General features: G+C 63.2%; 20 protein-coding genes and 1 pseudogene. 14 read left to right on the plus strand and 7 right to left on the minus strand.

The window, feature by feature from the left end:
- Positions 1-128 precede the first annotated feature (128 nt).
- The 12 genes from AC788_RS14485 (at position 129) to AC788_RS14545 (ending at position 14761) form a co-directional block, all read left to right on the plus strand.
- Positions 129-1751, plus strand: a complete 1623-nt coding sequence (locus AC788_RS14485) for a methyl-accepting chemotaxis protein (RefSeq protein ID WP_049861332.1) — start codon at positions 129-131, stop codon at positions 1749-1751.
- 8 nt (positions 1752-1759) lie between these two features.
- Positions 1760-2269 carry a chemotaxis protein CheW gene (locus tag AC788_RS14490; RefSeq protein WP_236690529.1) on the plus strand — a complete coding sequence of 170 codons (510 nt, stop codon included), beginning with the start codon at positions 1760-1762 and terminating at the stop codon, positions 2267-2269.
- Positions 2266-3540: a CheR family methyltransferase gene (locus tag AC788_RS14495; RefSeq protein ID WP_049861288.1), complete on the plus strand. Its 1275-nt coding sequence runs from the start codon at positions 2266-2268 to the stop codon at positions 3538-3540. The genes AC788_RS14490 and AC788_RS14495 overlap by 4 nt, the downstream gene beginning before the upstream one ends.
- The gene (locus AC788_RS14500; protein WP_049861289.1) at positions 3537-4220 is read left to right on the plus strand and encodes a chemotaxis protein CheW; all 684 of its coding nucleotides are present in this window, start codon (positions 3537-3539) and stop codon (positions 4218-4220) included. Before AC788_RS14495 ends, AC788_RS14500 begins: the two co-directional genes overlap by 4 nt.
- Positions 4217-6559 carry a hybrid sensor histidine kinase/response regulator gene (locus AC788_RS14505; RefSeq protein WP_049861290.1) on the plus strand — a complete coding sequence of 781 codons (2343 nt, stop codon included), beginning with the start codon at positions 4217-4219 and terminating at the stop codon, positions 6557-6559. Before AC788_RS14500 ends, AC788_RS14505 begins: the two co-directional genes overlap by 4 nt.
- Positions 6556-7566: a chemotaxis response regulator protein-glutamate methylesterase gene (locus AC788_RS14510; RefSeq protein WP_049861291.1), complete on the plus strand. Its 1011-nt coding sequence runs from the start codon at positions 6556-6558 to the stop codon at positions 7564-7566. Before AC788_RS14505 ends, AC788_RS14510 begins: the two co-directional genes overlap by 4 nt.
- 39 nt (positions 7567-7605) lie before the next feature.
- Positions 7606-8619 carry a diguanylate cyclase gene (locus AC788_RS14515; protein WP_049861292.1) on the plus strand — a complete coding sequence of 338 codons (1014 nt, stop codon included), beginning with the start codon at positions 7606-7608 and terminating at the stop codon, positions 8617-8619.
- A 162-nt stretch (positions 8620-8781) separates the two neighbouring features.
- Positions 8782-9877, plus strand: a protein-coding gene (gene prfB / locus AC788_RS14525) for a peptide chain release factor 2 (RefSeq protein ID WP_122742474.1) whose coding sequence is annotated in 2 segments (ribosomal slippage) — positions 8782-8853 and positions 8855-9877 — 1095 coding nt in all. Because the reading frame shifts where the segments join, the coding sequence is not laid out codon by codon here.
- Positions 9878-9988: 111 nt separating this feature from the next.
- Complete coding sequence (gene lysS / locus AC788_RS14530; RefSeq protein WP_049861293.1) at positions 9989-11491, plus strand: lysine--tRNA ligase; 1503 nt, start codon at positions 9989-9991, stop codon at positions 11489-11491.
- A 299-nt stretch (positions 11492-11790) separates the two neighbouring features.
- Positions 11791-12501 carry a TetR/AcrR family transcriptional regulator gene (locus AC788_RS14535; RefSeq protein WP_375143179.1) on the plus strand — a complete coding sequence of 237 codons (711 nt, stop codon included), beginning with the start codon at positions 11791-11793 and terminating at the stop codon, positions 12499-12501.
- A 57-nt stretch (positions 12502-12558) separates the two neighbouring features.
- Positions 12559-13836, plus strand: a complete 1278-nt coding sequence (locus tag AC788_RS14540; protein WP_049861294.1) for a flavohemoglobin expression-modulating QEGLA motif protein — start codon at positions 12559-12561, stop codon at positions 13834-13836.
- Positions 13808-14761, plus strand: a complete 954-nt coding sequence (locus AC788_RS14545; protein ID WP_082223675.1) for an alpha/beta hydrolase — start codon at positions 13808-13810, stop codon at positions 14759-14761. The genes AC788_RS14540 and AC788_RS14545 overlap by 29 nt, the downstream gene beginning before the upstream one ends.
- 48 nt (positions 14762-14809) lie before the next feature.
- On the opposite strand, the gene AC788_RS14550 is transcribed toward AC788_RS14545, so the two are convergent.
- The 7 genes and pseudogenes from AC788_RS14550 to AC788_RS14575 form a co-directional block, all read right to left on the minus strand.
- The gene (locus tag AC788_RS14550) at positions 14810-15592 is read right to left on the minus strand and encodes an OmpA family protein (protein ID WP_049861295.1); all 783 of its coding nucleotides are present in this window, start codon (positions 15590-15592) and stop codon (positions 14810-14812) included.
- Positions 15593-15633: 41 nt separating this feature from the next.
- Positions 15634-16047 carry a DUF4398 domain-containing protein gene (locus AC788_RS14555; protein ID WP_049861296.1) on the minus strand — a complete coding sequence of 138 codons (414 nt, stop codon included), beginning with the start codon at positions 16045-16047 and terminating at the stop codon, positions 15634-15636.
- A 245-nt stretch (positions 16048-16292) separates the two neighbouring features.
- On the minus strand, positions 16293-16847 hold the full coding sequence (locus tag AC788_RS22235) for a methyl-accepting chemotaxis protein (RefSeq protein ID WP_375143210.1): 555 nt from the start codon (positions 16845-16847) through the stop codon (positions 16293-16295).
- A pseudogene (locus AC788_RS22240) lies at positions 16845-17669 on the minus strand (PAS domain-containing protein); the annotation flags it as partial. The pseudogene AC788_RS22240 and the gene AC788_RS22235, both read right to left, overlap by 3 nt.
- Before the next feature lie 117 nt (positions 17670-17786).
- Positions 17787-18599 carry an OmpA family protein gene (locus tag AC788_RS14565; RefSeq protein ID WP_049861298.1) on the minus strand — a complete coding sequence of 271 codons (813 nt, stop codon included), beginning with the start codon at positions 18597-18599 and terminating at the stop codon, positions 17787-17789.
- A gap of 41 nt (positions 18600-18640) precedes the next feature.
- Positions 18641-19045 carry a DUF4398 domain-containing protein gene (locus AC788_RS14570; protein ID WP_049861299.1) on the minus strand — a complete coding sequence of 135 codons (405 nt, stop codon included), beginning with the start codon at positions 19043-19045 and terminating at the stop codon, positions 18641-18643.
- A 242-nt stretch (positions 19046-19287) separates the two neighbouring features.
- Positions 19288-19632 (minus strand): hypothetical protein, encoded by a 345-nt coding sequence (locus tag AC788_RS14575; protein WP_049861300.1) that lies wholly within the window; start codon positions 19630-19632, stop codon positions 19288-19290.
- A 242-nt stretch (positions 19633-19874) separates the two neighbouring features.
- Between AC788_RS14575 and ppc the strand changes: the two genes are divergently transcribed.
- Entirely contained in the window at positions 19875-22520 is a 2646-nt protein-coding gene (gene ppc, locus AC788_RS14580; protein WP_049861301.1) for a phosphoenolpyruvate carboxylase, read from the plus strand.
- 273 nt (positions 22521-22793) lie between these two features.
- On the plus strand, positions 22794-23441 hold the full coding sequence (adk, locus tag AC788_RS14585; protein WP_049861302.1) for an adenylate kinase: 648 nt from the start codon (positions 22794-22796) through the stop codon (positions 23439-23441).
- Positions 23442-23483 lie beyond the last annotated feature (42 nt).

Raw genomic sequence — 23483 nt, forward strand, 5'->3', positions numbered from 1 at the left:
TGATCACGCGGCAACTGGCATTACCCTCGCTGATGAACGAAAGTTGAGCAACAGCGCGAAATCGCCTGAGGTAGGGCTATACTCAGGCGATTTTTCGTTTGTGCTGTAGGAATTTTCGAGGGTTGACTGTGAAGAACTGGTCCTTGCGCCACCGCATCCTGGCGAGTTTCGCCGTTGTCATCGCAATCATGTTGTTGATGGTCGTGGTGTCCTATTCACGTCTGCAGACCATCGAGACCAACGAAACCAAGGTGCGCACCGACAGTGTGCCGGGCGTGGTATTCAGCTCCATGATCCGCAGTGCCTGGGTGGACAGCTACGTCTATACCCAGCAGCTGGTGGGCCTGAGCTATCAGCGCGAGCTGATCACGGCCGACGAGGACCAGTACAAGAGCTTCGCCGAGCGCCTGACCCAGCAGATGGCCAATTACCGCAGCACCGTCCAGGACAGCGAAGACCAGGCCGCTTTCGAAGAATTCGCGCGGATGCGCGTGACCTATGAAAAGACCCTGGCTGACGTGCTGGAAGCCTATCGCCTGCGCAAGTTCAGCGAAGCCCAACAGATGGCCATCGACGACCTGACGCCAGCCTGGGTCGCCGGTCGCAAGCAACTCAACACCTTGATTGATCGCAATCGCGAGGGGGCCGAGAAGGCCACTTCGGCCATCGACTCCTCGGTGGCCGCGGCCAAGGTCAGCCTGGTGATCTCCCTTCTGGTGGCAATCATCGTCGCCGGTGTCTGCGGGCTGTGGCTGCTGCGTACCATCATGGCGCCCATGCAGAAGATCGTGCGGATCCTGGAGGTCATGCGCAACGGCGACCTGAGCACTCGCCTGAGCCTGGCGCGCAAGGACGAATTCAACGAGGTCGAACTGGGCTTCAACGACATGATGACCGAGCTCACCGCGCTGGTGGCCCAGGCGCAGCGATCGTCGGTGCAGGTCACCACCTCGGTGACCGAAATCGCCGCAACGTCCAAGCAGCAGCAGGCCACGGCGACCGAAACCGCTGCGACGACCACCGAAATTGGCGCGACTTCGCGAGAGATCGCAGCCACCTCGCGCGATCTGGTGCGGACCATGGGTGAGGTTACGTCGGCAGCCGACCAGGCGTCTTCCCTGGCCGGCTCCGGTCAGCAGGGGCTGGCGCGCATGGAAGAAACCATGCATCAGGTCATGGGCGCTGCGGAGCTGGTCAACGCCAAGCTGGCGATCCTCAACGAGAAGGCCGGCAACATCAACCAGGTGGTGGTGACCATCGTCAAGGTGGCGGACCAGACCAACCTGCTGTCGCTCAACGCCGCCATCGAGGCCGAGAAGGCCGGCGAGTACGGTCGCGGCTTTGCGGTGGTCGCCACCGAAGTACGCCGTCTCGCCGACCAGACCGCCGTGGCCACCTATGACATCGAACAGATGGTGCGCGAAATCCAGTCGGCCGTCTCGGCCGGGGTCATGGGCATGGACAAGTTTTCCGAGGAGGTGCGCCGCGGCATGTTCGAGGTGCAGCAGGTCGGCGATCAGCTGTCGCAGATCATCGGCCAGGTGCAGGCCTTGGCGCCGCGCGTGCTGATGGTCAACGAGGGCATGCAGGCGCAGGCCACCGGTGCCGAACAGATCAACCATGCGTTGGCGCAGTTGGGCGATGCCAGCAGTCAGACGGTGGAATCGCTGCGTCAGGCCAGCTTCGCCATCGACGAGCTGAGCCAGGTCGCCACCGGACTGCGCGGCGGCGTCTCGCGCTTCAAAGTCTGATGGGCGCGATGCCGATCGCCGCGCGTAACAAGCTGTTCCTGCTGTTCCGCATCGCACAGGAGCGCTTCGCGCTGGATGCGCTGGAAGTGGCGGAGGTTCTGCCGTTGCTGCCGCTCAAGCCGGTCCCGCAGGCGCCGGCGTGGGTGGCCGGTGTATTCGCCCATCGCGGTCGTGTGGTGCCGGTGCTGGACGTCAGCGCGTTGAGCTTCGGCGTCGCGGCGGTGCGCCGTACCAGTACGCGTCTGGTGCTGGTGCACTACCCGAATGACCAGGCCGGTCCTCAGGCTCGTCTGGGGCTGATCGTCGAATTCGCCAGCGAAACGCTGCGCTGCGATCCACGCGACTTCAAACCCAGTGGTGTGCATAACCGTGCCACGCCCTACCTGGGGCCAGTGCGCGAAGACAGTCAGGGTCTGTTGCAATGGTTGCGCGTGCAGGATCTGCTCGAACCGGCCGTGCGCGAACTGCTCTTTGCCCCGCAGTTGGCGGCCTCGGTCGTGGAGGAGGGCGCGCGATGAGCGACGACCAGCGCTTCGTGCGTTTTCTGCGTGACCGCATCGGTCTGGATGTGGCGTCGGTAGGTCCGGCGTTGATCGAACGCGCGGTCGCGCAGCGCAGCCAGGCAGCGCATGCCCCGAACCTGGATGCCTACTGGACGCTGTTGCAGGGCTCGGCAGCAGAGCAGCAGGCGTTGATCGAGGCGGTCATCGTTCCGGAAACCTGGTTCATGCGCTACCCCGAATCCTTCGCCGCGCTGTGCAAGGTCGCCAAGGCGCGCCTCGCCGAACGGCCCGGCGTGCCGCTGCGTATCCTCAGCCTGCCCTGTTCGACGGGCGAGGAGCCTTATTCGATCGCCATGGCCTTGCTCGACGCCGGGCTGGCGCCGGAGCAGTTCAGCGTGGACGGTGTGGACATCAGTCCACTCTCCGTGAGCCGGGCCACACGGGCAGTCTATGGACGCAATTCGTTTCGCGGAGCGCCGCTGACGTTTCGCGATCGACATTTTGCGCCGACGGATGAGGGTTACCTGCTCGCACCGCAAGTTCGCGCGCAGGTGCGCCTGCAGGTGGGCAACATTCTCGATCCGCTGTTGCTCGGCGGCGAGCGCGCCTATGACTTCGTGTTCTGTCGCAACCTGCTGATCTATTTCGACCTGCCGACCCAGCAGCAGGTGTTCGAAGTGCTGAAGAAACTGACTCACGAAGACGGCGCACTGTTCATCGGTCCGGCCGAGGGCAGTCTGCTGGCGCGATTGGGCATGCGCCCGATCGGCATCGCACAATCGTTCGCCTTCGTCCGCGATCGTCAGGTCGCGCCTGTGCCCACGCCCTTGGCTCCTGCGCCGACGCGGTTGCAGATGCCGATCAAGCTGCTGCCCGAACCGGGCCGACAGCCGCAGCGTACCCGAACGCGGGTGCTGGCGCTGCCGGTGGCCAACGCCGCCGAAACGGTGGCGAGCGACGGCGCAGCCTTGCTTGCGCAGATCGCCAGACTCGCCAACGAAGGTAAAAGTACCGAGGCCCAGGCGGCGTGCGATACCTACCTGCGCAGCCATGGGCCCGACCCTCAGGTGTTCTATTGGCTGGGCCTGCTCAGTGACGTCGGCGGCCAGGTGTTGCAGGCCCAAGGTTACTATCGCAAGGCGTTGTACCTCGATCCCCAGCACGCCGAGGCGCTGGCTCACCTGGCCATGCTTCTCACTGCCCAAGGCGACATCGCCGGTGCGCGGCGCCTGCAGGAGCGTGCCGCGCGCAGTGACCGGCCGCAGGCGCAGGAGCATAAACGATGACCGCCCCGGACCTGATCGACATCGACATCGACGCCCAGCAGATCGATGACTGCTGGAACCGCATCGGCATTCATGGCGACAAATCCTGCCCACTGCTGGCCGAGCACATCCATTGCCGCAACTGCGCGGTGTACGCCTCGGCAGCGGTCCGTCTGCTGGACCGCTACGCTTTGGATCGCCAGCATGCGCCTCTGCATTACAGCGAAGCGGTGGGAAGGGTCGAAAGCAAATCTCTGGTTCTGTTTCGCTTGGCCGATGAGTGGCTGGCGCTGGCCACCCGCTGCCTGGTGGAAGTGGCGCCGGTGCAGGCCGTGCATTCGCTGCCGCACCAGCGTTCGCGGGCGTTGCGAGGCGTTGCCAACGTACGCGGCGCGCTGGTGCCGTGTCTGGCGTTGGAGGAGCTGTTGGGCATCGACACCCAACACGCCACCCCAGCCGTCTCCGCGCGGGTCATGCCGCGTATGCTGATCATCGCCATAGACGGCGGCTCGGTGGTGGTGCCGGTGGAGGAAGTGGACGGTATCCATCGCATCGATCTGGTCGAGCTCGAACAAGCTTCCACGGCCACGACCCAGGCGGGCGCACGGTTCACTCAGGGCGTTCTGCCATTTCGCGGGCGCAGCGTGCGCCTGCTCGACGACACGGCGCTGCTGCAGGCCATGAACCGGAGCCTGACATGACCCCGGAGCAGATGCGCGACGCCTCGTTGCTGGAACTGTTCAGCCTGGAAGCCGAGGCCCAGACCCAGGTGCTCAATGCCGGGCTGTTGGCCCTGGAGCGCAACCCGACCCAGGCCGACCAACTGGAAGCGTGCATGCGCGCGGCCCATTCGCTCAAGGGCGCGGCGCGCATCGTCGGCCTGGACGCCGGTGTGCGCGTGGCTCACGTTATGGAAGATTGCCTGGTGGCGGCCCAGGAGAGGCGCGTGTACCTGATGGCCGAGCACATCGATGCGCTGCTGCTGGGCACCGATTTGCTGATGCGTATCGGCACGCCCGGTGCCGGCGCGCCCGGCACGCCCGGTGCCGGCGCGCCCGGCACGCACGATATCGATGCCTACGTGGCGCAGATGGCGGCGGTGATGGATCCGTTGGCCGCCGCCGCAGCGCAGCTCTCGCCCACGGTGCCACCGGCTGCACCTGCGCCGGCCGAGCTACCCATGGAGACCCCGCCCGAGGCGCCCCCCGTCGCCGAACTGGCGGACGCAACGCCCGCCTTGGACGATTTCGTGGCCGAACTCCCGGCGAACCGGGCACGCCGGGTCAGTGACACCGGCGAGCGGGTATTGCGGGTCACGGCGGAACGTTTGAACAGCCTGCTGGACCTGTCGAGCAAGTCGCTGGTGGAAACCCAACGCCTCAAGCCCTATCTGCTGACCATGCAGCGTCTCAAGCGCATGCAGGCGCAGAGCATCCGTGCGCTCGGCGGCCTTGCCGAACAATTGCAGCTCGAAGGGCAGAGCGCCGAGGTGCGCGACGCCTTGGCGCAGGCCCAGTCGCTGCTGGATCAGACCCAGCAGATGCTGCTGCAGCAGACTGCGGAACTGGATGATTTCGGCTGGCAGGCCAGCCAGCGCGCGCAGTTGTTGTACGACACGGCGCTGGCCTGTCGCATGCGCCCGTTCGCCGACATGCTGGGTGGTCAGGAACGCATGGTCCGCGACCTGGGTCGCTCGCTGGGCAAGCAGGTGCGGCTGGACATCGAAGGCGAGAAGACCCAAGTCGACCGTGACGTTCTGGAAAAACTCGAAGCGCCGCTGACCCACCTGCTGCGCAACGCCGTTGATCACGGTATCGAAACCCCCGAGCATCGCCTGCTGGCTGGCAAGCCTGCCGAAGGCCGGGTGGTGCTGCGCGCCTCCCATCAGGCAGGCTTGCTGGTGCTGGACCTGAGCGACGACGGCGGTGGGGTCGATCTGGCTGCGCTGCGCCGCAGCATTGTCCAGCGCGGCTTGTCGGCCGCCGATACGGTGGAGCAGCTCAGTGAAGAGGAGCTGCTAAGCTTTCTGTTCCTGCCTGGTTTCAGCATGCGCGACACGGTCACCGAGGTCTCGGGCCGAGGCGTCGGGCTGGATGCGGTGTTGCACCTGATTCGCCAGCTGCGCGGCTCGGTCGAGCTTATTCAGGTGCCGGGGCAGGGCAGCCGTTTTCACATCGAGGTGCCGCTGACGCTGTCGGTGGTACGCAGTCTGGCGGTGGAAGTGGGCGGCGAGGCGTACGCGTTTCCGCTGGCACACATCGAACACACCATGGACCTGCCGGCCGAGGACATCATCCAGCTCGAAGGCCGCCAGCATTTCTGGTTCCAGGACCGTCATGTCGGACTGGTGGCCGCCAGTCAGCTGTTGCAGCGGCCGCCCAGTCAGGGCAACGAAGCGACCGTCAAGGTCGTGGTGATCCGCGACCGCGAGGCGATCTACGGCGTGGCGGTGGAACGCTTCATCGGCGAGCGCACGCTGGTCGTGCTGCCGTTGGACGCGCGGCTGGGCAAGGTCCAGGATATTTCCGCCGGTGCCTTGCTCGACGACGGTTCGGTGGTGCTGATCATCGATGTCGAAGACATGTTCCGCTCGGTGGAGAAACTGCTCAATACCGGTCGCCTGGAGCGCATCGACAAACGCAGCCAGCAGGCCGAAGCGGCGCGCAAGCGGGTGCTGGTGGTGGATGACTCGCTGACCGTCCGCGAGCTGCAACGCAAGCTGCTCAGCCATCGCGGCTACGATGTGGCTGTGGCCGTCGACGGCATGGATGGCTGGAATGCCTTGCGCAGCGAAGACTTCGACCTGCTGATCACCGACATCGACATGCCGCGCATGGACGGCATCGAACTGGTGACCCTGCTGCGCCGCGACAGCCGCCTGCAGTCGTTGCCGGTCATGGTGGTTTCCTACAAGGACCGCGAAGAGGACCGTCGCCGCGGCCTCGACGCCGGTGCCGATTATTACCTGGCCAAGGCCAGTTTCCACGATGATGCCTTGCTCGATGCGGTGGTTGAGTTGATTGGAGGAGCGCGGGGATGAGGATTGCCATCGTCAATGACATGCCCATGGCCGTGGAAGCGTTGCGCCGGGCGATCGCGCTGGAGCCGTCCCACGAGGTGGTGTGGGTGGCCAGCAACGGTCGCGAAGCGGTCGAGCGCTGCCAGACCGTGACCCCGGACCTGATCCTGATGGATCTGATCATGCCCGTGATGGACGGCGTGGAAGCCACCCGGCAGATCATGGCCAACACCCCGTGCGCCATCGTCATCGTCACGGTGGACCGCCAGCAGAACGTTCACCGTGTCTTCGAGGCCATGGGTCACGGTGCCCTGGATGTGGTCGATACCCCAACCCTGGGGGTGGGCGACGCTCGCGAGGCTGCTGCGCCACTGTTGCGCAAGATCTTCAACATCGGCTGGCTGGTAGGGCAGCGCAGCCCGGCGGTGCGCAGCGAGTTGCCGCTGCCGCGCGCGAGCGGGATGCGACAGAAGCTGGTGGCCATCGGCTCGTCGGCCGGCGGCCCCGCCGCGCTGGAAATCCTGCTCAAGGGATTGCCCCGCGATTACCCGGCGGCCATCGTTCTGGTTCAGCATGTGGACCAGGTGTTCGCCGCCGGAATGGCCGAATGGCTGAGCAGTGCCTCGGGCCTGCCAGTGCGCCTGGCAAGGGACGGCGAGGCCCCTCAGGCTGGCACTGTGCTACTTGCTGGCACCAATCATCATATTCGTCTGCTGAAAAATGGTACCTTAACCTACACGGCAGAACCGGTGGACGAGATCTACCGGCCTTCCATAGATGTTTTTTTCCGTAGTGTGGCGCAATTCTGGAACGGCGACGCCGTGGGCGTGTTGCTCACCGGCATGGGCCGCGACGGCGCGCAGGGCTTGAAGTCGATGCGTCAGCGCGGTTACCTGACAATCGCCCAGGACCAGCTCAGTAGCGCCGTCTATGGAATGCCGAAAGCGGCGGCGGCCATTGATGCAGCTGTTGAAATTCGTCCGCTCGAGCGGATCGCACCCCGACTGATGGACGTATTTTCACGATGAACTCGAGCCACGGCGCAGGCAGTATCCAGGTGACAACCCATGATTGATCTACAGATCGAAGCCTTCAGATCCAACGACAACAACAAGTCGATGGTACTTCTGGTGGACGACCAGGCCATGATTGGTGAAGCCATCCGTCGCAGTCTCAGCGACGAAGCCAATATCGACTTTCACTTTTGTGCCGATCCGCAGCAGGCCATCAATCAGGCCATGCGAATCAAGCCGACCGTCATCCTTCAGGACCTGATCATGCCGGGCCTGGATGGCCTGTCGCTGGTGCGCGACTATCGCAATCATCCGGCGACCCAGGACATCCCGATCATCGTCCTGTCGACTAAAGAGGACCCTCTGATCAAGAGCGCCGCCTTTGCCGCAGGCGCCAATGATTACCTGGTCAAGCTGCCCGACACCATCGAGCTGGTAGCGCGCATTCGCTACCACTCCAAGTCGTACCTGACGCTCCTGCAACGCGACGAGGCCTACCGCGCACTGCGCGTGAGCCAGCAGCAGTTGCTGGACACCAATCTGGTCCTGCAGCGGCTGATGAACTCCGACGGCCTGACCGCGCTGTCGAACCGCCGTCACTTCGACGAGTACCTGGAGCTGGAATGGCGTCGCGCGATGCGCGACAAGACCCAGCTGTCGCTGCTGATGATCGACGTCGACTACTTCAAGTCCTACAACGACAACTTCGGCCATCTGGCGGGCGACGAAGCCCTGCGCCGCGTGGCCGATGCCATCCGCCACTCCAGCAACCGCTCCAGCGACTTGCCGGCGCGCTACGGCGGCGAAGAATTCGCCCTGGTGCTGCCGGGCACCTCGCCTGGCGGTGCCCGGCTGGTCGCCGAGAAGCTGCGCCAGACCATCGCCGCCCTGAACATCCCGCACATCGCGCCCCAGGCCGATGCCTGCCTGACGGTGAGCATCGGCCTGGCGACCATGACGCCGCAGCAGTCCAGCCATTGCCGCGAACTGATCCTGGCTGCGGACAAAGGGCTGTATACCGCCAAGCACAATGGGCGCAATCAGGTGGTGGTGGGCGAGCAGGAGTAGCGCGTCGGTTTCGGTTGGCCTCTTCGCGAGCTCTCTGCCCGCGAATAGGCCGACGGGTCAACCCAAAAAAAACACCCATCCCCAGCTCGACGGGCTGCTGTCCATGGCCGGCTGCGTTATACTCTCCGGCTTTTCACACGTTACGCACGAGAGCTGCCCGCCATGGAAATCAACCCGATCCTTAACAGCATCAAGGACCTGTCCGAGCGCTCCGAAACCATTCGGGGGTATCTTTGACTACGATCAAAAGCATGAGCGTCTGACCGAAGTCAATCGCGAGCTTGAAGATCCTGCTGTCTGGAACAACCCTGCCTACGCCCAGGAACTGGGTCGCGAGCGTTCGCTGCTGGCGCAGATCGTCGACACCCTCGACGAAATGAACGCCGGCCTGAGCGACGCCAAAGACCTGCTGCAAATGGCTGCCGAAGAAGAAGACCAGGGCGCCGTCGACGACGTGTCCGCCGAGGTCGAGCGCCTGCGCGCCCAGCTCGAGAAGCTGGAATTCCGTCGCATGTTCAGCGGTGAAATGGACGCCAACAACGCCTACCTGGACATCCAGGCCGGCTCCGGCGGCACCGAAGCCCAGGACTGGGCCAACATCCTGCTGCGCATGTACCTGCGCTGGGCCGACAAGCGCGGCTTCGACACCACCATCATGGAACTGTCGGCCGGTGAAGTCGCCGGTATCAAGGGTGCGACCCTGCACATCAAGGGCGAGTACGCCTTCGGTTGGCTGCGTACCGAGATCGGCGTGCACCGCCTGGTGCGCAAAAGCCCGTTCGACTCCGGCAACCGTCGCCATACCTCTTTCTCGGCGGTGTTCGTCTCGCCGGAAATCGATGACAACATCGAGATCGACATCAACCCGGCCGATCTGCGCATCGACACCTACCGTTCCTCCGGTGCCGGTGGTCAGCACGTCAACACCACCGATTCGGCGGTGCGTATCACCCACGTGCCGACCAACACCGTGGTCAGCTGCCAGAACGAACGTTCGCAGCATGCCAACAAGGACACGGCGATGAAGATGTTGCGTGCACGCCTGTACGAACAGGAAGTGCAGAAGCGCAACGCCGCCTCGCAGGCGATGGAAGACAGCAAGTCGGACATCGGCTGGGGTCACCAGATTCGCTCCTATGTGCTCGATGCCTCGCGGATCAAGGATCTGCGCACCAACATCGAACGCAGCGACTGTGACAAGGTGCTTGACGGCGACATCGACGAATACCTCGAAGCCAGCTTGAAACAAGGGCTGTAACACCGCCGGGCAGGCCGATGCATCATCCGCATCGGCCTGCCATGGCTGGCCTGCCCGCGATCCCGGCGACGTAGTCGGGAGCAACGAACCCGTGATGGAAAATCTGAAGACATGAGCGACCAACAACTCGACCCGCAAGACCTGCAACAGGAAGAAAACAACCTGATCGCCCTGCGCAAGGAAAAGCTTGCTGCCGTGCGCGCCCAGGGCCAGGCCTTCCCCAACGACTTCCGTCGCGACAACTATGCAGGCGACTTGCAGAAACAGTACGTCGACAAGACCAAGGAAGAGCTCGCCGAGGCAGCGATTCCGGTCAAGGTCGCTGGTCGCATCATGCTCAACCGTGGCTCGTTCATGGTGATCCAGGACATGACCGGACGCATCCAGGTCTACGTCAACCGCAAGACCCTGCCCGAAGAAACCCTGGCTCAGGTGAAGACCTGGGACATGGGCGACATCATTGCCGCCGAAGGCACCCTGGCCCGTTCCGGCAAGGGCGATCTGTACGTCGAAATGACCAGTGTCCGCCTGCTGACCAAGTCGCTGCGTCCGCTGCCCGACAAGCACCACGGCCTGACCGATACCGAGCAGCGCTACCGCCAGCGCTATGTCGACCTGATCGTCAACGAAGACGTGCGCGATACCTTCCGCGTGCGCTCTCAGGTCATTGCCCATATCCGCAGCTTCCTGGCCAAGCGCGACTTCCTCGAAGTCGAGACGCCGATGCTGCAGACCATTCCCGGCGGCGCCGCGGCCAAGCCGTTCGAAACCCACCACAACGCCCTGGACATGGAAATGTTCCTGCGCATCGCTCCTGAGCTGTACCTCAAGCGTCTGGTGGTCGGTGGCTTCGAAAAGGTGTTCGAGATCAACCGCAACTTCCGTAACGAAGGCGTCTCGACTCGGCACAACCCCGAGTTCACCATGCTCGAGTTCTACCAGGCGTACGCCGACTACGAAGACAACATGGACCTCACCGAAGAGCTGTTCCGCGAGTTGGCGCAGCTGGTGCTGGGTAGCACCGATGTGCCCTACGGCGACAAGGTGTTCCATTTCGGCGAGCCGTTCGTGCGCTTGTCGGTCTTCGATTCGATCCTCAAGTACAACCCCGAGTTGACCGCCGATGATCTGAACGACATCGACAAGGCGCGCGCCATCGCCAAGAAGGCCGGCGCCAAGGTGCTGGGCTTCGAAGGTCTGGGCAAGTTGCAGGTGATGATTTTCGAGGAGCTGGTCGAGCACAAGCTGGAGCAGCCGCACTTCATTACCCAGTACCCGTTCGAAGTGTCGCCCCTGGCCCGCCGCAACGACGACAATCCCAACGTCACCGACCGCTTCGAGCTGTTCATCGGCGGCCGCGAGATCGCCAACGCTTACTCCGAGCTCAACGATGCGGAAGATCAGGCCGCACGCTTCATGGCCCAGGTGGCGGACAAGGATGCCGGCGACGACGAGGCCATGCACTACGATGCCGACTTCGTTCGCGCGCTGGAATACGGCATGCCGCCAACGGCCGGCGAAGGGATCGGTATCGATCGCCTGGTCATGTTGCTGACCAACTCGCCCTCGATCCGCGACGTGATCCTGTTTCCGCACATGCGGCCGCAAGCCTGACAGTTGTCGATCAGCCGCCCCATGGGGCGGCTTTTTTATGGGCGCCAATACGGTGTGTCAATGCCGCCCCCGACGCGGCTTGCGCCGCTGCTACAGGGGATCGCGACAACCTGCCGTTGTCCCAAGGGATTACGATATCGTGTAGCAGCGACGCAAGCGCTCAAGGATCCGCGGGCCTGCGCGATCTCTGTAGCAGCGGCGCGAGCCGCGTCACAATCCACGGGCTCTCACGTACCCTGTAGCAGCGGCGCGAGCCGCGTCAGGGCCCGCACCTCCCACTTACTCAAAGGATACGAGCAGTGATTCCAGCAACACCCAGACAAGGAGCCGCCAGCGTCGCCTCGACGCTGGCCCGCAACGTCCAGTACCAAGGACGCAAGGCCAGCCGCCAGGGCAGCGAGCTGCGTCGCCAGGCGATTCTCGACGCGGCCATGCGCATCGTCGTGCGCGATGGCGTACGGGGCGTGCGCCACCGCGCCGTGGCCACCGAAGCCGGGGTGCCGCTGTCGGCGACCACTTATTACTTCAAGGACATCGATGACCTGCTCAACGATGCCTTCGCCCAGTACGTCGAGCGCAGCGCCGTGTTCATGGCCAAGCTGTGGAGCAACACGGAAGAGATGTTGCGCGCCCTGATCGCTCGCGGCGACGGCAGCCCCGAAGCCCGCGCCCAATTGGCGGACGAGATCGCTCGCCTGACCGCCGATTACGTGATGCACCAATTGCAGACCCGTCGCGATCACCTGATCGCGGAGCAGGCCTTTCGCCAGGAGGCATTGCTCAACCCGCGCCTGGCCTCGCTGGTGCTGGCCCACCAGGACATTCTTCTGCAAGGCGGTCGACAAATGCTCGAAGTACTGGGCTCGCGCGATCCCGTGCAGGACGCGCAGGTGTTGACGGCGATTATCGGGCGGATGGAATATCAGGGGCTGCTGGCCAGTACCCAAGCGGACGCCGACCGCGAAATGCTCGGCATCCTGACCCGCTTCATGCAATGGGTACTGGGCTGAGCCCACGCAGTGAAAGGCCCGCGGTTGGTGGGCCTAGCCAGAACGAGGAGCAGTACGGTGGATGAGTATCAGCAGACGATTCGAGGGCTGTCCGACCGGATCGTGCAGGCACAGACGCCGATTCGCGTGCTCGATGCAGTGAAGTGGGACGACTCCATTCGTCATGGCTTTCTGCAGGCAGGTGGCAAGCAGATGCCGGCGGTGGATCGCGACTATTACCAGAACCGAGCCCTGGGCTTCGACTCCAGCGCGGTCAAACTGGAATTCCAGAACATCGAGCGCGATATCACCCGCCAGCTCGGCCAGTTCAATCCGGTCGGGCAGATCATGCGCCGCATGTGCAAGGAGTACCGCATGGTCGTGCGCATGCTCGAAGCGCGCGGCACCGAGGACTTCGGCCTGATCTCACAGGAGCTGTACGGCGCCGCTTCCGATGCCTTCCATGCCGGCGACCCGACCTTGGCCGATCTGGGACTGATGCTTTCGGACTATTTGAACAACATCGCCGGACGCGGAGACCTCAAGGACGAAGCCAAGACCCTGACGGCCAAGGATGCGGTGAACCTGTTGCAGGGGCGCCTGAACCGGGTGTTCGGTGAAACCGAGGGCACCATTCGCGTGTTCGAGTCCGACGGCATCGTTGCCGACGCCGCGGCCGGCGCGGATTACATCAAGATTCGCAGCGATGCGATGTTCAACGAGCGCGACGTGCGCGCCCTCGAAGTCCACGAAGGCCTGGTCCACGTCGCCACGACGCTGAACGGCCAGAACCAGCCGATCTGCACCTTCCTCTCCAAGGGGCCGCCCTCGTCGACGGTCACCCAGGAAGGCCTGGCCATCTTGATGGAAGTGATCACCTTCGCGTCCTATCCCAGCCGTTTGCGCAAGTTGACCAATCGCACCCGTGCGATCCACATGGTCGAGGAGGGTGCCGACTTCCTCCAGGTGTTCGACTTCTTCCGCGACGAAGGCTTCGAGATGCCTGAAGCCTACGGCAATGCCAGTCGGGTGTTCCGCGGCTCGACCCCGACCGGTCTGCCGTTCACCAAGGATTTGTCGTACCTCAAGGGCTTCATCATGGTCTACAACTACATCCAGTTGGCCGTGCGCAAAGGCAAGCTTGAACAGGTGCCGCTGTTGTTCTGCGGCAAGACCACCCTGGAAGACATGCGCACGTTGCGCCAGCTGGTCGACGAAGGGCTGGTGACGCCGCCCAAATACCTGCCCGAACAGTTTCGCGACATGAACGCGCTGTCCGCCTGGATGTGCTTCTCGAACTTCCTCAACCACCTGAGCCTGGACCGAATTGAAGCCGACTACTCGAACATCCTCTGAGCGGCCGCCGCAGCGACGGTGGCGTACTGCCCTGGCCCTGGCAGTGGCGGTCAGCCTGGCCGGCTGCAGTTCGCTGCTGTTCTACCCGGAGCCCGGGCTGCCGTTCACGCCCGCCAAGGCGGGCCTGGCCTACGAAGACGTTACGCTGACGGCCGCCGATGGTACGCGCCTGCACGGCTGGTGGTTGCCGGCCAAGCCCGGTGTCGAGGTCAAGGGCACGGTGCTGCACTTGCATGGCAACGGCGGCAACCTGGCTTGGCACCTGGGCGGCAGTTGGTGGTTACCCGAGCAGGGTTATCAGGTGCTGATGCTCGACTACCGCGGCTATGGATTGTCCGAAGGCTCGCCGCGGCTGCCACAGATCTATCAGGATATCGACAGCGCCTTTGCCTGGCTGCAGGCGCGTACGCAGGTGCGCGACAAACCGTTGGTGCTGCTTGGGCAAAGCCTGGGTGGAGCGATGGCCGTGCATTACCTGGCCGAGCATCCGCAGCAGCGCGAGCGCCTCAAGGCCTTGGTGCTCGACGGTGTCCCGGCCAGCTACCGGGCTGTAGGTCGTTATGCCTTGAGCACCTCCTGGGTAACCTGGCCATTGCAGGTGCCATTGTCCTGGTGGGTGCCTGACGGCGACAGTGCCATCGCCTCCATCGAACAACTGAAAGGTACGCCCATGCTGCTCTTCCAGAGCATCGACGATCCGATCGTACCTCTGGACAACGCGCTGCAATTGTACCGAAAGGCGCCATTGCCGAGGGTGTTGCAACTGACCCGCGGCGGCCATGTGCAAACCTTCGCCGACCCCACATGGCGTCAGGTCATGCTGCGCTACCTGGACGACCCGCAGCATTTCAACGGCCTTCGCCGTCTCGGCGAGATACCTAACTATCCCACGCCTGCCGAATCGGTGACCGCAGCGCACAAATGAAAACGCCCCGGTGATCACTCACCGGGGCGTTTATTTACAGCGGGTGGATCAACGCATGGACGAGCGCGGGGCCACTGGCTGGTTGTCGTTGGAAATGGTCACTTCCACACGACGGTTCTGGGCGCGGCCCGAGTTGCTGGTGTTGTCGGCAACTGGGTATTCCTTGCCATAGCCTTGAGCGACGATGCGCGAAGGCTCGACGCCGGCGCGGACCAGGGCGGCCATCACGGAGTTGGCGCGGCGCTCGGACAGGCTCTGGTTGTAGGCAGCCGAACCGGTGCTGTCGGTGTAGCCTTCGACGATGACCTTGCGATCGGCGTTTTCCTGAAGGAACTGGGCCAGCTTGGCAATGTTGGGGAACGCGGACGACTTCAGCTCAGCCTTGTTAAGGTCGAACAATACATCACCGAAGGTCACCAGGGTACCGCGGTCAGTCTGCTTGGCGTTCAGGCTGTCCTGAAGCTTCTTGATCTGAGCGTCGCGGGCATCCAGGCGAGCCTGAGCGCGCTGGGCAGCAGCACCTTTGAGGGTTTCCTCGGCGCTGCGCAGAGCGATGGTCTGCTTGGCCACTTCAACGCGCTGGTTGGTCAGGTAGGCCAGTTGGTCGACTTTGGCGCGGTCGGCGTCGTCGCGGTAGGCCTTATCAGCCTTGTCCAGCCATTCCGAAGCGTCTTTGGTTTCCAGAGCAGCCAACTGTACCGACTTGGGGTTGGTCTGCAAGGAAGAGAAGTTCGTCCGCGCCTGTTCCAGGTTAGGGTTCGGCGGGGTGGAGCAAGCTGCCAGGCCAACGCTGAGAGCCAACAGGGCAGGAACCATCAATTGTTTACGCATAGTCTTCATCCTTTATTCGAGTTCAAGTCGCGATGGGCAGCTTACTGAGCGCTGCGCATGCCTTCTTCACGCAGGTCCTGTACACCCTGCTTGGCGTCTTGTACGGCCTTGGCCGCTTTGCCAGCCTGCGCCTTGCGCTCGGCCAGACGTGCGTCCCACTCGGCCTGTTCGGCGAGGACCTTGGCTTTCTCGTAGTTCTTGTCGTGCATGGCGATTTCAGCCTGCTTGAACTTGTCCTGCGCAGCTTTCATTTCCACAGCGGCGTATTCGGTACCGCCAGCGCTCACGGCGCTGTTCACGGCCGATTGAGTCACGGCGTACTGCTCGGTTGGAGGCTTGCCGGCGCAGCCAGCCAGGATGAAGGTAGTGCCCAGGGCGAGGGCAGCCAGTTTCAGCCCGCGCAGAGGGTTGGACGAGGTTTTGGCAGTACGGGTATTCATGGCTTTCAACTCCATTGGATAGCTCCTGAAAAACATCAAAATCCATGACAGTCGAACGTTTCACGCGCCTGGGTAAAGCCCGGCGACTAGCACACGCCGCTGGCTGTAATGGTTAAACGTTGGGACACAAGGCAATTTTGAATAGTTCAGAAATTTGTCCGAATGGGCGAGTTTTTTCTGACGCCGCTGGTTTGTCACGCAGATGCGCCGGTCGGCGAGCTGAGAAGGCGCATCAGGTAGCGACTGGTGACACACAGACCCTAGGACTCGGTGGCCAGCTGCGTTGTAAAGCTGGCCACCGCACCTACCACGCGCTTCGCGCCGTCCTGAATCTCGGTGATGACGGTACCTGCCTGATTGGCCAGTTGCAGGCCGGATTCGGCTTTGTGCCTGCCGGCGCCGATGGTTTCCACCGCGTCGGTGGCAAGCTTCTGGTTCTGCCTGACGACGCCCTCGATCTCGGCGGTGGCTTGGGTCGTACGTGAAGCCAGTTGGCGAACCTCATCGGCTACCACAGCAAAACCGCGGCCCTGTTCACCCGCGCGTGCGGCCTCGATGGCGGCGTTCAGCGCCAGCAGATTGGTTTGTGCGGCGATACCGCTGATGGTCTTGATGATGTTGGAAATCACCTGGCTCTGCTCGTCCAGCGCCTCGATGCCTTCGGCCGCACTTTGCATGTGATGGGCGAGGTCCGTCATCACCTTGACCGTGTCTCGCACGACCTCGGCCCCGCGCAGGGCGGTTTCATCGGTGCGCACCGACGTGTCGTACGCCACCGTCGCGGCTTCGGCGATGGCGATCTCGCGTTCCACCATCTCGGTGATGACGGTCGCGACCTTCACGACCTTGTAGACATTGGCGTTGCCATCGCGCACCGGGTTGTAGGAAGCCTCGAGCCACACCGTACGACCGCGGCTGTCCACACGCTCGAAGCGCTCGGCAACGAACTCGCCGCGGCGCAGGCGCTCCCAGAACGCTTGATAATCCCGCGAATTGGCGATTTCGCCGCTGCAGAACATGCGGTGATGCTTGCCCTTGATCTGCTCCAGGCCGTAGCCCATCGCCTGCAGAAACAGGTCGTTGGCGGTCAGCACATGGCCGTCGAGGTCGAACTCGATGACCGCGGTGGAGCGCAACAGCGCTTGGATGAAGTTCTCGTGGGCCCGAGAGGTTTCGATGGTGTTGGTCAGGTCGCTGGCATAGCACGAGAACTTGACCAGCCGGCCATCGGTGGCGTGTACCGGGTGCATGATGACCCGCAGCCAGGTCTCGCCGCCGTCCTTGCGCAACAACCGCCAGGCCCCGCAGAAGTGTTCCCCCTGGCGTATGGCGGTACGCACGCGTGCGTGGTGCTTGTCCTTCTGCACATGCTCGGCGACCAGGCTTTCCAGAGGTTTGCCCACCAGCTCGTCGTTGCGATACTGAAGCACGGCCTCGAAGTTGGCGTTTACCCCCAGAATGCATCCCTGGGGGTCGAGCCTGAGGTGGATGGTTTCCTCGTCCAGGCCTTGGCGGATCTGTCGCACGATCGCCACCTCCTCACGCAGGGCGGCCATTTCGTTTTTCAGGCGTTTGAAGAAGAACATGGCACAGGCCTCGAGAAGGGAAGGGCATGTAAAAGTATCGACAGCCTCCATGGTTACTTAAGGCCGCAACCTCCCAGCGGTAGGTTGAAACGATTAAGCGCAAATAAGCGCAAAAACCCGGCGCGCTGGCCGGGTTTTTTCTGGTTTTTTTTTCCCAGGGTTCGGAAATCAACGCATCGACGCGCGCGACCTGACCGGCTGGTTGTCATTGGAAATGGTCACTTCGACCCGACGGTTCTGGGCACGACCCGAAGCGTCGCCGTTACTGGCTACCGGATAGGACATGCCCAGGCCTTGCGCGACGATGCGCTCGGGGCTCACGCCGGCGCGCACCAATTGCACCAGGACCGCATTGGCGCGGCGGTGCGAGAGGGTCTGGTTGAAGGACGCGGAGCCGGTACTGTCGGTGTGTCCTTCGACGATCACCTTGCGGTCCGGGTTGTCGCGCAGAAATTGCGCCAGACGGGCGATGTTGTCGTAGGCGCCAGGGCGCAGTTCGGCCTGGCCGGTTTCGAACAGTACATCGCCGAAGGTGACGAGGCTGCCGCGCTCGGTCTGTTGCACGGCCATCGCTTGGGCTGCGGGTTGTTTGGCGTTGAGGCTCTCCTGAAGCTTTTTGATCTGCGCATCGCGCGCTTCCAGGCGGGCCTGGGCTCGCAACGCGGCGACACCTTGGATCGCCTGTTCGGCCGTACGCAGTTCGATGGTCTGCCGGGCCAACTCGATACGCTGACGGGCCAGATAAGCCAGGTGATCCACCTGATCATCGGCCTCTTTCGCCCGCGCCGCTTTTTCGGCACGTTCCAGCCACTGTGCGGCGTCCTTGGTTTCCAGGGCAGCCAGCTGGACCGACTTGGGATTGCCTTGCAGGTCGGCAAAACTCGCCTGGGCCTGCACCAGTTGCGGGTTAGGGGCTTTGGAACAGGCAGCCAGCAGCACGACCAGCGCCGACAGCGCGGGGAATTTGAATTTATTGTTCACGGTAATTTCCTGAATCTTGAAAGAAGAACGCGAGGTTTGGCTCAGGAAGCAGCGCGCAAGCCTTCCTCGCGCAGGTCCTGGACACCTTGGCGGGCGTCTTCAACAGCGCGGCGGGCCTTGGCGGCCTGAGCCTTGCGCTCGGCAACCCGGGCGTCCCATTCGGCCTGCTCGGCCAAGCGACGTGCCTGCTCGTAGTGTTTGCCGTGCAAGGCCAGTTCGGCGCTCTTGAGTTTGTCCTGGGCGGACTTCATTTCGACGGCTGCGAACTCGGTACCGCCGGCGCTGACCGCAGCATTGACCGCCGACTGGCTGACGGCATATTGCTCGACCGGCGCGATGCCAGCACAGCCGGTCAGGACGACACCGGTGGCAAGGCCCAGAAGGGCCGTTTTCAGAAGGCCGAAAGACGACCGTACGCGGGATGTGTTCACGCGATAGTGCTCCATTGAACAGCGATTGAATGCTTCGTCCACTGTGCGCGGCACGCCGACTCGGGCCTGCTGCCGCGGCGAACGGCGGACAGATCGGTGGCCATGTCCTGGCTCTTTTTTGCCCGAGTCTACAATCGCCTCTGAGTACTATCCTATTGATTTGTAAGAATTTTATCCGAAGTCACAGGTTTTTTTTCAGGCCATTTGACTGGGTCGGCCCTGCGCGTAGGAGTTTTCCGAAACTCGCTGGTCCAGGGTCAATTTCCGCTGTCATCCGCAGCGCTTTTCAAACGCTGCAGGTGTTCACGTGACAGCGCCAGGAAACGCGGCGTCGGGCCGACGTCTTCATACATAGGGTCGCCTTCTTCGTCAGTGGCGATGACCTTGGGTCCCTTGACGTAGGGAAAGCTGCCTTCGAGTTCTTCGAGAGCGGCCCCGATCAACTCGCCGAGCAGTTCCTGAGCATGGTGCTTGGGGTACATCTGGGTCAGGGCGGCCAAGCGCGCCGCCGACTCCATGTCCAGGTGAATGTTGATACCGGTGTCGGTCAGGCGACCCTTGGCGTTCTGTTCCCAATGCTCGGCCAGCTCGTGAATCTTCATAAACACCTCTCGCGCAGGTTGTTCGAGCCCCGTTTGACCACGCTTGTCAGCGTTGGCTTGGCTGGGGCACTCTCTATCTATAGCAAAGATGCTGTGGCACAGAGGCTATGGCCCAGATCGTTTGCATAGATGAGTTGTAGAGCCATTTTTCCCGTGCTTGTTCAGTAACCCAGGCGATCCAATCACACGCCGCGCCGGGCTGGCTGGACGGGCAAACCGTTTCCAAGCCACGGAGAATGCCGATGTCCGATATCGATCTGCGCCTGCGCGAAGACGTGCACCTGCTCGGTGAATTGCTGGGCAATACCATTCGCGAGCAGTATGGCGATGCCTTCCTGGAAAAGATCGAGCGCATTCGTCGTGGCGCCAAGGCGGACCGTCGACGCGATCCGACCGGTGATGCGGTCAGTGCTGAACTGAGGTCCAGCCTGGACGACCTCGGCGAGGAAGAACTGCTGCCCGTGGCCCGCGCGTTCAACCAGTTCCTCAACCTCGCCAACATCTGCGAACAATACCAACTCATCCGTCGCCGCGACGAAGGCCAGCCCGAGCCCTTCGAAAACCTGGCACTAAGTGAGCTGCTGGGAAGGCTCACGGCCGCCGGTCATCGTCCCGAAGCACTGGCGCGGCAATTGGCGGCGCTGGATATCGAACTGGTGTTGACCGCACATCCAACCGAAGTCGCGCGTCGTACCCTGATCCAGAAATACGACGCGATCGCCGCACAGCTGGCCTTGCACGACCACCGCGACCTGACCACTGTCGAGCGCAAGGCGGTGCGCGAGCGACTGCAACGGTTGATCGCCGAGGCCTGGCATACAGAGGAAATCCGCCGCACCCGACCGACCCCGGTGGATGAGGCCAAGTGGGGCTTCGCGGTCATCGAAAACTCGCTCTGGCAGGCGGTGCCCAATCATCTGCGCAGGGTCGACGCCGCGTTGCTGGCCGCCACCGGGCAGCGTCTGCCTTTGAGAGCTGCACCGATCCGCTTCGCCTCGTGGATGGGCGGCGACCGCGATGGCAATCCCAATGTCACGGCCAAGGTCACTCGCGAAGTGCTGTTGTTGGCGCGCTGGATGGCGGCCGATCTGTTTCTGCGCGATGTCGACCAGTTGGCTGCCGATCTGTCCATGCAACACGCCAGTGCGCCGCTCATGGCGCAGGCGCCCGACAGCAGCGAGCCTTACCGCGCAGTGCTCAAGCAACTGCGCGAGCGCCTGCGTGCCACGCGCCACTGGGCCCAGGCATCGCTGCCGAACACTCAGCCGACCGACGACCAGGTGCTGCAGGACAACCGCGAGCTGATCGAACCGTTGCAGCTGTGTTTCGACTCGCTGCATGAATGCGGCATGGGCGTGATCGCCGATGGCCCCTTGCTCGATTGCCTGCGCCGCGCGGTGACCTTCGGTCTGTTTCTGGTGCGTCTCGATGTGCGTCAGGATTCGACTCGTCATCGCGGTGCCTTGAGCGAAATCACCGAGTACCTGGGGCTGGGTCGCTATGACGACTGGGACGAGGATGCGCGAATCGAATTCCTCGTGCGTGAGCTGGTCAATCGCAGACCGCTGCTGCCCACCTGTTTCGAACCCAGCGAGGACACTGCCGAAGTGCTGGCCACGTGCCGGGAAGTCGCGGCAGCCCCGGCCGCATCGCTGGGTTCCTACGTGATTTCCATGGCTGGCGCAGCTTCTGACGTGCTGGCGGTGCAGCTTCTGCTCAAGGAGTCCGGGCTGCGCCGGGCGATGCGCGTGGTGCCGCTGTTCGAAACCCTGGCCGACCTCGACAATGCCGGGCCGGTGCTCGAACGCCTGCTGCAGCTGCCGGACTACCGCAGCCGTCTGCAAGGCCCGCAGGAAGTGATGATCGGCTACTCCGATTCGGCCAAGGACGCCGGGACCACGGCGGCCGCCTGGGCGCAGTATCGGGCGCAGGAAACCCTGGTGAATATCTGCCAGACCCATGGTGTCGAGCTGTTGCTGTTCCACGGTCGCGGGGGCACCGTGGGCCGGGGCGGCGGCCCGGCCCATGCGGCCATCCTGTCGCAGCCACCGGGGTCGGTGGCCGGGCGCTTCCGCACCACCGAGCAGGGTGAAATGATCCGTTTCAAATTTGGCCTGCCGGACATCGCCGAGCAGAACCTCAACCTCTATGTAGCCGCGGTGCTGGAAGCCACCTTGCTGCCGCCGCCTTTGCCCGAGCCGGCCTGGCGCACAGTGATGGACCAGCTGGCGGGGCAGGGCGTCAAGGCGTACCGGCAGGTGGTGCGCGAGCATCCGCACTTCGTCGAGTACTTCCGCCAGGCCACGCCCGAACAGGAACTGGGTCGGCTGCCATTGGGCAGCCGGCCGGCCAAGCGTCGGCAGGGCGGGATCGAGAGCCTGCGGGCCATCCCGTGGATCTTCGGCTGGACCCAGACACGGCTGATGCTGCCCGCCTGGTTGGGATGGGAAGCGGCTTTAGGCGCAGCGCTGAAACAGGGTGAAGGCGAGCGACTGGCTTCGATGCGCGCGCAGTGGCCGTTCTTCCGCACGCGCATCGACATGCTCGAAATGGTGCTGGCCAAGGCCGATGCTGAAATTGCCGCGTTGTATGACCTGCGTCTGGTCGAGCCTGACCTGCAACCACTGGGGGTCGAGCTGCGCGACCTATTGTCGCAGTGTTGTGCGGCCGTACTGACACTGACCGGCCAAACGCACCTGCTCGCCCACAGCCCGACGACGCTGGAGTTCTTCCGTCTGCGCAACACCTATCTGGATCCGCTGCACCTGCTGCAGGCCGAATTGCTGGCTCGTTCGCGCACGCGAGAAGCGGCGCTCGACAGCCCTCTGGAACAGGCGTTGCTGGTGACCGTGGCCGGTATCGCCGCCGGGTTGCGCAATACCGGCTGAGCCTGGCGGTCGGCGGGTACGACCCCCGTGCCTGGGCAGCTGTGACCCAGGGTGCAACCGATTGGCGGTGGCACCCGGTGCAACCCCTGCCAGGCAGCCTCTGCGGGGGCGGGTGCCTGCGACTTTCGGTGGCTTGTGTGCCCCGTGCACGCTGTGTATCTTGATCAGCCTTTGGCCGTTCTGCGGCCATCATTTTTTTGGGAAGGGCTTCTGCCGTCAGCGCGGTAGAAGCAGATCTGACGACTATCTATAAAAATCGAGAGGAGCACATCGATGCGCGTGATTCTGCTGGGAGCTCCCGGGGCCGGTAAAGGTACTCAGGCAAAATTCATCACCGAAAAATTCGGTATCCCGCAAATTTCCACTGGCGACATGCTTCGCGCTGCCGTCAAGGCCGGTACCGAATTGGGCGTCATGGCCAAGAGCGTCATGGACAGCGGCGGCCTGGTGTCCGACGACCTGATCATTGCCCTGGTGAAGGAGCGCATTGCCCAGCCCGACTGCGCCAACGGCTTCCTGTTCGATGGTTTCCCGCGCACCATTCCCCAGGCCGAAGCCCTGGTCACCAACGGCGTGGAGCTCGATCACGTGCTCGAGATCGCCGTCGATGACGAAGAGATCGTCCAGCGTATCGCGGGTCGGCGTGTCCACGAAGCTTCGGGCCGCGTCTACCACACCGTCTACAATCCGCCGCGCGAAGAGGGCAAGGATGACGTGACCGGTGACGCGCTGGTGCAGCGCAAGGACGACACCGAAGAAACCGTGCGCCATCGCCTCTCGGTCTACCACTCGCAGACCAAGCCGTTGGTGGCCTTCTACCGCGAGCTGTCGGCCGCGCAGGGCAAGCCCAAGTGCAGCCACGTCGAAGGCGTGGGCTCGGTGAACGACATCACCGCCAAGGTGCTTGCTGCACTGAGCTGAAAGGCGTCGACACCTCTTGTGTCGGCCACTGCCTTGCCATGA

The organism is Pseudomonas sp. RIT-PI-a (assembly GCF_001187875.1).
GTDB classification, from domain to species: Bacteria; Pseudomonadota; Gammaproteobacteria; order Pseudomonadales; family Pseudomonadaceae; genus Aquipseudomonas; species Aquipseudomonas coleopterorum.